Origin of the sequence: Dialister sp., assembly GCF_051885895.1 — a bacterium.
In the GTDB taxonomy this organism is placed as follows: domain Bacteria; phylum Bacillota; class Negativicutes; order Veillonellales; family Dialisteraceae; genus Dialister.
On sequence record NZ_JBJEXP010000079.1, the window covers coordinates 21001 to 32398 of the forward strand.

12 protein-coding genes and 1 other annotated feature are annotated in these 11398 nt (G+C 52.2%); of the genes, 8 read left to right on the forward strand and 4 right to left on the reverse strand.

All coding sequences use genetic code 11. From position 1 onward, the window contains the following. Positions 1-20: 20 nt before the first annotated feature. Positions 21-1250 (reverse strand): sodium/glutamate symporter, encoded by a 1230-nt coding sequence (gene gltS, locus ACI4N7_RS06775; RefSeq protein ID WP_439732594.1) that lies wholly within the window; start codon positions 1248-1250, stop codon positions 21-23. A 235-nt stretch (positions 1251-1485) separates the two neighbouring features. On the opposite strand from gltS, the gene ACI4N7_RS06780 reads away from it, so the two are divergent. From ACI4N7_RS06780 to ACI4N7_RS06815, 8 genes are all read left to right on the forward strand, one after another. Next, complete coding sequence (locus ACI4N7_RS06780) at positions 1486-2115, forward strand: site-2 protease family protein (RefSeq protein WP_439732595.1); 630 nt, start codon at positions 1486-1488, stop codon at positions 2113-2115. A gap of 151 nt (positions 2116-2266) precedes the next feature. After that, positions 2267-2923, forward strand: a complete 657-nt coding sequence (locus tag ACI4N7_RS06785) for a trimeric intracellular cation channel family protein (protein WP_439732596.1) — start codon at positions 2267-2269, stop codon at positions 2921-2923. A gap of 118 nt (positions 2924-3041) precedes the next feature. Then, positions 3042-3221, forward strand: a complete 180-nt coding sequence (locus tag ACI4N7_RS06790) for a hypothetical protein (protein ID WP_439732597.1) — start codon at positions 3042-3044, stop codon at positions 3219-3221. A 192-nt stretch (positions 3222-3413) separates the two neighbouring features. Then, positions 3414-3614: a binding site (T-box leader), on the forward strand. Between the two features lie 221 nt (positions 3615-3835). Next, on the forward strand, positions 3836-4993 hold the full coding sequence (locus tag ACI4N7_RS06795; RefSeq protein WP_439732598.1) for an ABC transporter substrate-binding protein: 1158 nt from the start codon (positions 3836-3838) through the stop codon (positions 4991-4993). 229 nt (positions 4994-5222) lie between these two features. After that, positions 5223-5591 carry a hypothetical protein gene (locus ACI4N7_RS06800; RefSeq protein ID WP_439732599.1) on the forward strand — a complete coding sequence of 123 codons (369 nt, stop codon included), beginning with the start codon at positions 5223-5225 and terminating at the stop codon, positions 5589-5591. Between the two features lie 112 nt (positions 5592-5703). Then, positions 5704-6501: an enoyl-CoA hydratase/isomerase family protein gene (locus ACI4N7_RS06805; protein WP_439732600.1), complete on the forward strand. Its 798-nt coding sequence runs from the start codon at positions 5704-5706 to the stop codon at positions 6499-6501. Positions 6502-6503: 2 nt separating this feature from the next. Further along, positions 6504-7193: an alpha/beta hydrolase-fold protein gene (locus ACI4N7_RS06810; RefSeq protein WP_439732601.1), complete on the forward strand. Its 690-nt coding sequence runs from the start codon at positions 6504-6506 to the stop codon at positions 7191-7193. 82 nt (positions 7194-7275) lie between these two features. After that, on the forward strand, positions 7276-8463 hold the full coding sequence (locus tag ACI4N7_RS06815) for an MFS transporter (RefSeq protein ID WP_439732602.1): 1188 nt from the start codon (positions 7276-7278) through the stop codon (positions 8461-8463). Between the two features lie 80 nt (positions 8464-8543). Here ACI4N7_RS06815 and ACI4N7_RS06820 read toward each other — a convergent pair whose 3' ends face one another. Genes ACI4N7_RS06820 through ACI4N7_RS06830 form a run of 3 tightly spaced genes read right to left on the reverse strand, consistent with a single transcriptional unit; the run spans position 8544 to position 11169 of the window. Continuing rightward, positions 8544-9644 (reverse strand): lactate oxidase, encoded by a 1101-nt coding sequence (locus tag ACI4N7_RS06820; RefSeq protein WP_439732603.1) that lies wholly within the window; start codon positions 9642-9644, stop codon positions 8544-8546. Between the two features lie 50 nt (positions 9645-9694). Next, a complete protein-coding gene (locus ACI4N7_RS06825; protein ID WP_439732604.1) occupies positions 9695-10111 on the reverse strand; it encodes a MarR family winged helix-turn-helix transcriptional regulator in 417 nt (138 codons plus the stop codon). A 53-nt stretch (positions 10112-10164) separates the two neighbouring features. Next, positions 10165-11169 (reverse strand): alpha/beta hydrolase fold domain-containing protein, encoded by a 1005-nt coding sequence (locus tag ACI4N7_RS06830; protein WP_439732605.1) that lies wholly within the window; start codon positions 11167-11169, stop codon positions 10165-10167. Positions 11170-11398: the final 229 nt, after the last annotated feature.

The following is an 11398-nucleotide window of genomic DNA, read 5'->3' on the forward strand; positions in this document are numbered from 1 at the left end:
ATAGCCAAACAGGAGAAATTTTATTTCAAAAGGTTCATGAAAACCATGAGGATAGAGGCATTCAGGAAATCCACCACAAAGGCGCCGATAAGGGGGATGACGAAGTAGGCGGTGTGGGCGGGGCCGAAGCGTTCGCACATGGCATTCATATTGGCGATGGCATTCGGTGTGGCGCCCATACCGAAGCCGCAGGTGCCGGAGGCCATGACAGCGGCCTCATAATTTCTTCCCATGACACGGAAGATAATGAAGTAGGCGAAGAGACCCATGACTACGGTCTGGATAAGGAGGGTTGCCATGAGAGGCACCGCCAGGTCTGCCAGCTGCCAGAGCTTCAGGCTCATGAGGGCGCAGGAGAGGAAGATGTTGAGGCACATGCCGCCAAGGACTTCGCTTTCCTTCTGGTAAATGCCGTAGAGCTTCGTGCCTTCCGCAATGTTCCGGATGACGGCGGCCACGATCATGGCGCCGATGTAGCCCGGGAAGACGAGGCCTATATCAATGAAGAACTGGCTCACAAAGGTGCCGAGGCCCATGGCCAGAAGAAGCTGGCCGAAGGCATACATGAAATTGTCCATGTTCAGATAATTGGCAGCCGCATCCTCATCGTCTTCTGTCCGCGGATGAGGACCGATTTTTCCCGCATTCAGGGAAGCGTCCACCGGGCCGCCTTCCGTGGAGGTGAGATGATAGCGGCGGATCAGGAGTTCGCCGATAGGACCGCCCATGAAGGATCCCGCCACCAGGCCGAAGGTGGCGGCGGCAAAGGCGATGGTGGTGGCATCGGAAAGGCCCATGGACTCCAGCACAGGGCCGAAGGAGCCGGAGGTGCCATGTCCTCCTACCAGGGGAATGGAGCCGTCTGCCAGTCCCATGAGGGGATTTTCCTGGAAGACGCGGGAAAGGGAAATGCCGATGAGGTTCTGGATAATGATGAGTATGCCCACCAGCACCGCCATCTTGATAACCAGAAGGCCTCCCTTCTTTATCAGGTTTACGCTGGCCATGTAGCCGATACTGGTGAAGAAGAGCATCATGCACCAGTTCTGCATGACCGTGTCCTGGGTGTAGGTCCAGAGGCCTTCCGTATATAAAATACAATTGACAATTGAAAAAATGGTACCGCCGATGACAGGAGCCGGTATGCAGTATTTACGAAGCAGCTTGATCTTTGTTTTCAGAAAGCCGCCAAGAAAAAAGACTGCCACCGCAGCTGCCAGAGTCTGGTACATATTTAAGTTGATTTCCATGCTGTCCCCCATTTTTTGATGATTCCTGTTTACGGGAATGCGATTCTGTTTTCCCGTTCATATAGTAGAAAGTATAAATGAAAGTTATAATAGAATCAAGAATGTATAGAGAATCTGCATAGTGCTTTGAACTTGAGGAATCCATGCCGTACTATGACAGCCTGCATAAACCATGTATAATATAATCATGGTTATCATGTAATCAGAATCTATGAATCCAATAAAGGAGCAGACCATGTTTGACTTTCTTGATATAGGCACGCTTCTCTACCGGGTGCCGGCCCTTCTTATCGCCCTTTCCTTTCATGAATATGCCCACGCTGCCGTTTCTGACGCTCTGGGAGATCCGACGCCTTCCATGGACGGCAGGCTGACCATGAATCCCCTGGCCCATCTGGATGTACTGGGCACGATTCTGCTGGTGCTCTGCGGTTTCGGCTGGGCCAAGCCGGTGATGATCAATCCGAGGTATTATAAGGACTATAAAAGCGGGGTGCTGAAGGTATCCTTTGCAGGTCCGGGCATGAATCTTTTTCTGGGCTTCCTGTCCATCCTTCTTTCCGCCATCCTGATGAAGCTGGGCATGCTGACAAGGGAAAGCAGTCTTTTCCTGTACTGGATTATGATATACAACGTGTGGTTTGCCTTTTTCAACCTTATTCCTGTGCCGCCTCTGGACGGTTCCAAAATTCTTTCCATGTTCCTGCCGGGAGAGCTGTCCTGGAAATATGAGAATTTCAACGCCCAGTACGGTTTCATCCTGCTCATGGTGGTGGTTTTCAGCGGCTTCATCAATAAAATCATCAACCCTCTGGCCAATGCATTCATTTCCCTCTGCTCCGCCCTGGTGTACCTGGTATTTTAAGACAGCGGGGAGGTTCAGAGGGCGCTGGCCGCAGCCTGCAGCCTTGAAGAGGCTGTCAAACCGGAGAGACCTTGAGGTGAAGTCCCGTCAAATTTTAGAATCTTTCGCGCCCCGGGGGCACGTCTCTTTCTCTTTGCAGTGAGGCATTCCTATGTCTGTTACCTGGATGATTTTTGAAATATTGGGCACCATTGCCTTTGCTTTTTCCGGCGCCGTGGTCGGCCTTTACCGGCGGATGGACATATTCGGCATCACTGTGCTGGCCGTGATGACCGGCGTAGGCGGCGGCATGATCCGCGACGTGCTCTGCGGCATTATCCCGCCTTCCGCACTGACACATCCGTCAAGTCTTCTTGTTTCCATCGGCACAGCTTTATTTGTCAGTTTCCTTTATCCCTTCTTCCGTATTCCTAAAAAAGGAAAGCTCATTATTTCCATTTTTTACCATATTTCCGATACCATCGGCCTTTCCGCCTTCACCGTGACCGGTGTGCTGACTGCCTTCTATGCCTGGCCTTCCTATACCTATGTGCTTCCCACCATGCTGGGGCTGATTACGGCGGTGGGCGGAGGGATAATCCGGGATATGATGGCCCGCCGCATGCCGGTGGTGCTTTACATGGATGTCTATGCCATTGCCTCTGTGGCAGGAGGACTCCTCATGTGCCTCCTTCACGGCCGGCTTCCCCTGTCCCTGGTTTCCTGGATTGCTTTCGGCGCAGTGCTTCTTCTCCGGATCGCAGCCATCCATTACGGCTGGCAGCTCTACCATCCTCATCGGCGGCTGGGAAAGAAATGGGAAAAATAGGCAGACGTCTTTTTCTTTTCTTTATCAGCTGGCTTCTTCCTTAAACCATGCGCTTATTACATCACCTCTTTTTCCTTTTCTCCGGGAGAAAATGGAAATATTTCTGCTGTAGGAGGAAATGGAAAAGCTGCTTTCTTCTGTCTCCCATGGACTTGGTACGGAATGGACGGATGAAAAATGGATTTTCCTTTCACTGAAGCGGCTGAATGAAGCTTTTCATCAGGATTTCCATGATTTTAACGGAACAGCGGAAGTGTATATCCGGTTTAGGAAACAGGGCATTTCCCTGCCGGAATAGACTTCCTGCCCTGCCGGTATTCTGAGTGATACGGTCAGCCGACAAACAGGAAGGCTTCCTAATGGGCAGGCACTCTGCAGCCTTGGAACTCGTTGGACTCCTTAGGCGCAGGTCCGACATGAGGCAAAAAAATCTCTTGACAAAATGGAAATCCGGCGTTATTATTTCTACAAGCTTCTGAAAGCGAAACATATACAAGCGATGAACGAGAAAAAGGGTGCTTTTGATCTTGCAGAGAGCCGGTGGCTGATGAAAACCGGTAGACGGGGGCATGCTGTTAGTCACTCGAGAGCTTTTCTGCCGAATATAGTAAGCAGAAACGTCCATTCACGTTACGAATAAGGAACCGCAAGTATAATGTAGGGTGGTACCGCGAATCAATTCGCCCCTATCTCCGGCGCAGGCTGGAGATAGGGGCTTTCTGATTATACAGGCCTATTCTATCCTTATACGGCGGGAAAGAGATAAATCAGAGTGGTACCGCGGAAATCCGCCCCTGCCGGCAGCTTAAGCTGTCAGCAGGGGCTTTTTTTCATCCATATGCATCCGTCAGAAGTCTGGAAAAGTCCTATATTTCATTCAGGAAAAACAGTCAAAGGAAAGGGGTTTTCATTATGCAGAAGAAATGGTTAAAGGGTATGGCAGCAATTATGGCGGCAGCAGCAATCTGCGGCGCTTTTGCAGGATGCGGCGGTGACAAGAAGGCAAGCGGCGGTGCCAGCGGGGAACAGACCGTAAAATTCGGCTTCCTGGGCGCTTACACCGGCCCGGCAGCAGCCTATGGACAGGCTATGAAAGACGGCACGGAACTGGCAGTAGAAGAAATCAATAAAGATCCGAACACCAAGATTAAAATTGATCTCAAGACCTACGATACCAAGGGCGTGAAGGCAGAAGCCATCAATGCCATGAAGAAGTGCATTGAACAGGATAAGGTTCTTGCCATTGAAGGCCCGACCCTTTCCGGGTCCATGTTTGCAGCAGGCCCCATTGCCCAGCAGTCCAAGGTTGTAGCCTTTGGCACCGGCACCACTGCACCGGGAATCACAGACCTTGGCGACTATATCTTCAGAAACGCTATCCCCGGTAAAATGGCAATTCCGATTACTGTAAAGAAAGCCCATGACAAGCTGGGATTCAAGAACGTAGCCATTATGTACTCCAACAATAACGACCAGATGGTAGGGGAACACGGCATTTATGAAGAACTGTTCAAGAATATGGGCATTGACATCATTGATACAGAAACCTTTGCAGATAAGGATACCGATTTCTCCGCTCAGCTGACCAAGATTCAGGCTGCCAACCCGGACGTTATCTGCATTGCCGGTCTTTATCAGGAAGGCGCCCTTATTGTAAAGAAAGCCCGTGAAATGGGTATGAACCAGCCCATTATCGGCAATAACGGCTTCAACAGCCCGGCTTACATTGAACAGGCCGGCGCCGCTGCAGAAGGCACCCTGGTAGCTACTCCGTGGAATGCGGAACGGCAGACAGAAAAGGCACAGCATTTCCGCAAGGCCTTCAAGGAAAAATACGGTCATGAACCGGATCAGTTCTCCGCTCAGGCTTACGATGCCATTTACGTTATGCACGAAGCAGTTGAAAAATCCGGAAGCACCACGGATAGAAAGAAATTCCGCGATTCCCTGGCACAGATCAAGGACTTTGAAGGGGCTACCGGTAAGTTCCAGTTTGATGAACACAGAGATCCCAAGATGGATCTGGACGTACTCCAGGTTAAAGACGGCAAATGGGTTCCTTTTGCTTAATAGATGGAAATTAAGACCAGCCTTTGACGAAAAGGAGCAGTCACTTCGGTGCCTGCTCTTTTTGTGTGGAAGCGGTCATGGAAGGCAGGCTTGACTGCGTTTTTCCTGTTTTTATCCGGCACCTGAGGTCCGTTTCCTAAAAAATGACTTTGGGTCAGGGTGTATAATAGAAATAGAAAGATACCTGGGATAATTACATAGGCGCGGCACGGAAGCGGAGGCGGTGATTATGGTACCTACTCACAGAGAAGTGCTCCGGTATGCGAGGAGCAGCGGACCTCAGGAGAGGGATGTGAAGGCCTGGATGGATCATTGTCAGCAGTTCTGCCGGGAGAAGGGACTGGATTTTGGCGCGGATCTGTATCAGACCATGATGGGGTTCTGGGAAACGGGAGAGTGGCCGGAGGAGCGGTTTTCTGCACAGGTGGCAGTGGACAGCCTGGCAGAACTTCTGCGGGAGAGAATCGATCAGGTGATTTCTTTCTGCACGGCCAATCCGGGAGAAGACTGGCACAGGAGGAAAGAGATGGGCGATATCGCTTTTTCCTATGTCCTGCTGGTCAGGATCCGCCACTGGCAGATTTCCCACAGGCAATGAAAGAGACCGGCTCTGCTGCTGAATAGCGCAGGGCCGTTTTTTGTGGATAAGGAATGATATAATACAGACAGGTATTTCAGGTATTTTTTGAGTTCCAAATGAGGAGGCAGTCATGGCTTATCAGAGAATTCACACCGCCCTTTCGGAGGGCATAGAAATCATTACCCTGGATTATGCGCCGACACTGAATGCGCTGGACATGGAGATGGCCGGAGAGCTGGCAGAGGCTCTCAAAGAAGCGGAAAATGATCCGGCAGTGAAGGTGCTGGTCCTGACAGGAGCAGGCCGGGCGTTTTCCGGCGGCGGAGATATCCGGTATATGAAGGCTCACTGCGATGAACCGGATTTTTCTAAAAAGTCTATGGCGCCTCTGGCAGGAAAGCTGTCGGAAATCGTACTGTACATGAAGAAGATGTCCAAGATCATTATCTGTGCAGTGGCGGGCGCTGCTGCCGGCGGTGCGGCCAATCTGGCCTTCGCCTGTGATTTCGTCTTTGCAGCGGACAATGCGAAATTCCTGCAGGCCTTTGTAGGCATCGGCCTCTGCCCTGATACGGGCGGGGTGTATTTCCTGCCCCGTATGGTAGGCAGCCACCGGGCTTTTGATCTTTTTGTCACCGGCCGTCCGGTGCCGGCAGAGGAGGCGCTGTCCATGGGACTGGTGAAGGAAGTGACCTCCAAAGAGGAACTGATGCCCCGGGTTATGGATTTTGCAGGTAAACTGACACAGGGACCTCTTCTGGCCTATGCGAATATGAAGAAGCTCATGTTTGAAAGCATGTATAAAGGTTTTGAAGAATATATGAAAGCGGAGGCGGTATACCTGGCCCAGTGCTCCGGCAGTGAGGACTTCAAGGAAGGGATTACCGCATTCCTGGAAAAGAGGAAGCCTGCATTTCAGGGGAGATAACCATGGAGAGCCATTCTTTTACGGCAGGGCGTCTTCATGGAGACGTTTACCATGCTCCCGGCAGTGAAACCGTGATTTACATACCGGAACCGGAGCCGGTGACGGAGGAAGTCTCTTTCCTGGCGGAAGAGCTGTCACTCACCCTTGTGGCGGTGGGCGGTATGGACTGGAACGGGGATCTCTCTCCCTGGAAGGCGCCAAAGGTGTTTCAGGGAGAATCGGATTTTTCCGGCGGCGCAGACCGCTTTATGGACGAACTGGTCCGGGATTTCTTTCCCCGGGCGGAGGAAGGCCTTACTGTCCGCCGGCGGATGATGGCAGGCATTTCCATGTCCGGTCTCTTTGCACTGTATATGGCAGTGAAATCGGACAGGCTGGATGCCGTGGCGTCTATTTCCGGCTCCCTCTGGTTTGACGGGTTTGCAGACTTTATGAATGAACATTCTGTCAATGAACGAGTGAAGCGGGTCTATGTTTCCCTGGGCGACAGGGAGAAAAAGACGAAGAATCCCCGTATGGCCCGGGTGGAAACGGCTTCCCTGGCCATACAGAACAGGCTTGCAGAAAGGGGTCTGGAGACAGTATTTCAGATGAACCGGGGAAATCACTTCGTTCACGGAGCGGAACGGCTGGAAGAAGCCATCCGGTACCTGGCCACAGGAAAGGTGTGGAAAGGGCCGCACAGCCTGTAAGATGAAAGAGACAGGAGCTGTCCGTCTTCCGGCCTTTTCTCCGCATCAGGGGTCATAGTCATCTAAAGGAAAGGAGGAAATCATGAAAAACTGGAAATCCATTGTTTACCTGACCTGCCTGATCCAGGTAGGGGCTGGTATTTCCATGGTGGGAGTCATGTCTTTCCTTCCTCTTTTTCTTTCGGAAATCGGTATTACGGATCCCGGGGAGGCGGCATTCTGGGCCGGACTCATTGTAGGGATCACGCCCTTTATGATTTCTTTTTCCGCACCCTTCTGGTCTATCCAGGCGGATCGGCGGGGACCGAAGGCGGTTATGTCGGTGGTGCTTCTTACGGTGACGCTGTCTTCTCTGCTGCAGGGATTTTCCACTTCTCCCTGGCAGCTTCTCCTTCTGCGTATGGCGCAGGGGCTGGTGGGCGGTTTTGTTCCTATCGGCCTTTCCATTGTGGTTTCTGTGGCACCGGAGGAAAAAACCTCCTGGTCCCTGGGCTATTTCCAGGCGGCCATGGTGATGGGCATTATGTTCGGACCGCTTCTGGGCGGCAGTATCGCAGATACTTTCGGCTATCGCATGCCCTTTTTCTTCTTTGCCTTTCTGGCATTCTGCTGTTTCCTTTCTGTCCGCGCATTTCTTCCTGTCATTCACCGGAAGGGGACGGAGAAGAAGCGGGCTTCCACCTGGAGTCAGATTCTGTTTTTCCTGAAGATTCCCCGGGTGCGGATCATGACCTTCATGCAGTTTCTCTGCAATTTCGGAATTACGGGCATCGGGCCCATTCTTCCCCTGTATATCAAACAGATGATGGGCAGTGACACGGAGCTGGTGGCTACTATCGTGGGCTGTATTATTTTTGTCTCCGGCGGGTGCAGTGCGGTCATGTCTCTGAACGTGGGACGGATTACACAGTATATCCGGCCTCATCGGATTCTGGTGGGAGCCACCTTCTTTGTGGGGCTTACGTTTATCCTGCAGTACATGATGAGCACGGTGGCCGGTCTCGGCGTATGGCGGGGCATTACCGGCCTGGGCATGGGACTGATTGCGCCCTGTACCAATACGATTATTGCCAAATCGGTACCGCCGGAAACAAGGACTATCGTATTCGGCGTAGTATCCAGCGTTTTCCTCATGGGAAACGTGGCAGGACCGGTATGCTCCGGTGCTTTGGCCCGCTGGCTGGGCTATCCTTCTGTTTTCTGGTCCACGGCTCTGGCCTTCCTGCTGGCAGGCTGTGTTATTCTGTGGAATTTCAGAAAGGAGTGGTGAGGAGAAGATTCAGAATTCATCTCCTTCCATCCATAAAAAAACGGCAGCACTTTTATTAGTGCTGCCGCTTTCCTATGCAGTTAAATCAGTTTTGTCTGCTTGACTTCTTCAATGGTCTTTGTACCGGCCAGCTGCATGGTGATGGAGAGTTCCTTGTTGAAGTGGTCAAATACAGATTTGACGCCTTCGGCTCCGCCCAGGTTCAGGCCGTAGATCACAGGCCGTCCGATGGCCACCAGATCAGCGCCGCTGGCCAGAGCTTTGAATACATGATTTCCTCTTCTGACCCCGCTGTCGAAGATGATCGGTACGCGGTGGTTGACTGCGGCTGCAATGGAGGGGAGAACGGCAAAAGAGGCAGGACCTCCGTCCAGCTGGCGGCCGCCATGGTTGGATACCCAGATGCCGTCAGCGCCGGCGTCAATGGCAATGACTGCGTCTTCAGGGGACTGGATGCCTTTGACAATGACCGGCAGGCCGGAGAGGTCTTTCAGCTTTTTCACGTCGGAGGGAACGAAATCCTGCTTGGCTGCCGCATAGATTTCAGAAATGTTCTTGCCCTTGCCGTCGGCAGCGCCGTAGGCGGCCAGGTTAGGCATGGGAAGGGGGAACTGGAACCTGGTGGCAATGTCTTCTTCCCGATAGCCGCCCAGGGTGGAGTCTACTGTCATGATGATGGCTTTTACGCCGGCTTTCACGGCTTTACGGATAAGAAATTCATTGAATCCGTCATCTTTGCTCATGTAAATCTGGAAAAACTGGGGAGCTCCCGGGCAGGCGGCAGCGGCGTCTTCCAGCCTTGTGCTTCCGTAGGTGCTCATGGCAAAGAGGGTGCCTGCTTTGGCAGCGCCGATGGCTGTATCGACTTCCCCTTTCATGTGGGCCAGGCCGTGGGCGGCAGAGGGGGCTTCAATGACCGGAGTCTTGAGCGGAATGCCGAAGATGGAGGTGGAAAGATCGGCATGGGAAATACCGCGGAGCACCCGGGGGACAATGTGCTTGTCTTCAAAGGCGCGGGTATTTTCCCTCATTGTCCATTCATCTTCAGCGCCTTCCCGGATATAGCCGAAGGCGCCGGGATCCATGCGGGCTTTTACCCGGGCTTCCAGTCCTTTTATGTTTAAAATATCAATAGGATGTTCTTCGTTGCTTGTGTAATAGGCCATAATAACTCCTTTCATAAGAACCGCCTGTATTTCTCCGGCTTTGCTGCCGGAGAAAATCAGCAGGCTTATAATTTCATTTCCAGCTTCAGAAGCAGGCTTTTTAATGTTTCCGTCTGCTTCGGTGTGAGAATGCCTTCGATGATCTGATTGACCTCTGCTTCCAGAGGATAGAGGGACTGGAGAAGCGCCAGTCCCCGGTCGGTGAGGGTAAGGGTCAGGTTGCGTTTATCCCTGGGATCCACGGTCCGGCGGATCAGACCTTTGTCTTCCAGCCGATCCACCAGTGCTTTCACCGTATTCTGATTTTTTTCCATCCGGTCTGCCAGTTCCTTCTGACAGAGGGGTCCTTCTTCATGAATGATGCGAAGCCCCACCCACTGTTCGATGGTCATATGGTGGGATTTGAAAATTTCATCCAGCCGGTAGTGGACCTTTCGGGAGACCCGGCCAAGGATGAACCCCAATGTATCGTCCAGTTCCATGCTTTCTCCTTTATACAGGAATTACCTGAAGCGGTTGTATATTCCAATGCGGCTTATTTCAAATAGGAATCAAAGAACCGGGTGATGATATCCAGGACTTCCTTCTGATTCCAGTAAATGCCGCCATGGGCAGCACCTTCCACCAGGTACCGCTGGGAAGGAATGTGGTTCTTTTGAAGAGCCTGGAAGAGGAGGTCTGTCTGGCTGGGAGAAACTACCGTATCCTTCGTGCCGTGCATGAGGAGCATGGGAGCGCTGGTTTTGGAAATGTAGGACATGGGATTTGCTTTCTCCGCACTGTCCGGATCGGCCAGAATGCCGCCGTCCTTTCCTCCGAATACGGGAGAGCCGTTTACCCAGAGAGCTTCGGTGGCACCGGCAGATTTATGCGCTTCCTTTACGCTGTCGCTGTAGTCATCGCCGATACGGGTCAGGTCGGAGAGGCCGTAGAGATCCACTGCCGCCTTCACATCGCTTGTAACCTGCAGATTTTCTCCCTTGTCAAAGGTCCTGGTACCGTTGGAGGCAGCGGCCATGGCGGTGAGGTAGCCTCCGGCGCTTCCTCCGATAATGCCTACGCGGTCAGGGTCAATGCCGAACTGCTGGGCATGGGATTTCAGATAGCGGATGGAGGCTTTTACATCCTCCAGAGGCTCGGGGAAACGGGCGGTGGGAGCCACCCGGTACTGGATGGATGCTACCACGTAGCCGGCTTCCGCCAGATGCATGCGGAGCTGGATGCCGTTGTCCTTGTTGGCGTTGATAAAGCCGCCGCCGGTGACATAAACGATGGCCGGCAGTTTTTTGTCGGATTTCGGCTGAAGAATATCCATTTTCATGGCTGCGTTCGGATATCCTCTCATGGGCACCTGCTCATAGACTACATTGGAAATCTGGTTAATGAGCGGCGTTTTGACCGGGACAGAAAGCAGCGTGCTTTCTACTTTCCCGGGCATATCTCTGGTAGCCGAGTCTACATTTACATCCATAGCCATGGCGTTTCCTCCCATCCACAGGCAGCCTGCCAGTGCAAGGGCAAGCAGTTTCGTCTTCTTCATCATGATTCTCCTTATAAAAAATACTACGATATAGAATTGATTCATCCTCTGCATATTACTACGATAACGTAGCGTTGTCAATGGGAAATAGGTGGGCCGGCGCTCCAGAATCTCATGACAGGACAGAAGAAAGAGCCGGAAAGCCGAGGGAGTATCTTCTCATTTTTGCTCAATGCAAACAGGAAATTATGGTATACTGAAAATGAAACATATCCATACAGAAGGAGGG

Excerpts from the sequence above, each read along its gene's own strand:
- ACI4N7_RS06790 (WP_439732597.1), top strand. The coding sequence starts at position 3,042 with ATGGAAAAGCTGCTTTCTTCTGTCTCCCATGGACTTGGTACGGAATGG.
- ACI4N7_RS06780 (WP_439732595.1), top strand. The coding sequence starts at position 1,486 with ATGTTTGACTTTCTTGATATAGGCACGCTTCTCTACCGGGTGCCGGCC.
- ACI4N7_RS06795 (WP_439732598.1), top strand. The coding sequence starts at position 3,836 with ATGCAGAAGAAATGGTTAAAGGGTATGGCAGCAATTATGGCGGCAGCA.
- ACI4N7_RS06820 (WP_439732603.1), bottom strand. The coding sequence starts at position 9,644 with ATGAAAGGAGTTATTATGGCCTATTACACAAGCAACGAAGAACATCCT.
- gltS (WP_439732594.1), bottom strand. The coding sequence starts at position 1,250 with ATGGAAATCAACTTAAATATGTACCAGACTCTGGCAGCTGCGGTGGCA.
- ACI4N7_RS06810 (WP_439732601.1), top strand. The coding sequence starts at position 6,504 with ATGGAGAGCCATTCTTTTACGGCAGGGCGTCTTCATGGAGACGTTTAC.
- ACI4N7_RS06800 (WP_439732599.1), top strand. The coding sequence starts at position 5,223 with ATGGTACCTACTCACAGAGAAGTGCTCCGGTATGCGAGGAGCAGCGGA.
- ACI4N7_RS06785 (WP_439732596.1), top strand. The coding sequence starts at position 2,267 with ATGTCTGTTACCTGGATGATTTTTGAAATATTGGGCACCATTGCCTTT.
- ACI4N7_RS06815 (WP_439732602.1), top strand. The coding sequence starts at position 7,276 with ATGAAAAACTGGAAATCCATTGTTTACCTGACCTGCCTGATCCAGGTA.
- ACI4N7_RS06830 (WP_439732605.1), bottom strand. The coding sequence starts at position 11,169 with ATGAAGAAGACGAAACTGCTTGCCCTTGCACTGGCAGGCTGCCTGTGG.
- ACI4N7_RS06825 (WP_439732604.1), bottom strand. The coding sequence starts at position 10,111 with ATGGAACTGGACGATACATTGGGGTTCATCCTTGGCCGGGTCTCCCGA.
- ACI4N7_RS06805 (WP_439732600.1), top strand. The coding sequence starts at position 5,704 with ATGGCTTATCAGAGAATTCACACCGCCCTTTCGGAGGGCATAGAAATC.